Raw genomic sequence first — 584 nt, 5'->3', positions numbered from 1 at the left:
GGGGAAATAACGAATGGCTCAAGATTTCAAAAAGATCGAAATAGGTCCAGCAATCGTTGAGTACGGAACTGGTCCGACGATGGTGAAATTCGAAACGACAATCGGAGGAGTTGCCTTTACTACTGAGACAACGTATCGCGAACAGAAGACGGATCAAACAGGCGAGACCATCGTCGGTAAGCGTATAACTGGGCGTAATGTTAGCGCGACGATACCGTTCGGAGAGTACGACCTACCGACTATCCCGAAGATCATGGCAGGTGCGGAAGTCGTAACAGACGGCACAGACTCTAAGATTGTCGTTAAGACGGGTGTCGGTCTTAACTTGATTGACACTGCAAAGCAAGCTGTTATTAAGCCGCTAGCAAAACTTAACGATCCGAACTTTTGGATTACGATGCCGTTGGCGTATAGCGAGACGGACTTGTCTTACTCGTTCGACAATGAAACTGAACGTATTACCAACGTAACGCTCCGGTCAACTCCGGATGAGAACGGAGTTATTGCGATTCTCGGTGACGAAACAATCACGGCAACACCGTAAGTATCACGTTAAAGGGGCGCTTAATTGCGCCTCTATTTCT

General features: G+C 47.8%; 1 protein-coding gene. It reads left to right on the top strand.

Annotated elements, in window-relative coordinates:
• Window positions 1-13 precede the first annotated feature (13 nt).
• A complete protein-coding gene (locus CA598_RS31705; protein WP_094879066.1) occupies window positions 14-544 on the top strand; it encodes a hypothetical protein in 531 nt (176 codons plus the stop codon).
• The last annotated feature ends 40 nt before the right edge of the window (window positions 545-584 follow it).

This window comes from Paenibacillus sp. VTT E-133291 (assembly GCF_002264395.1).
In the GTDB taxonomy this organism is placed as follows: Bacteria; Bacillota; Bacilli; order Paenibacillales; family Paenibacillaceae; genus Paenibacillus_AQ; species Paenibacillus_AQ nitricinens.
The sequence above is the reverse complement of the archived record's forward strand: the minus strand, read 5'-3'. Positions and strand labels throughout refer to the sequence as shown.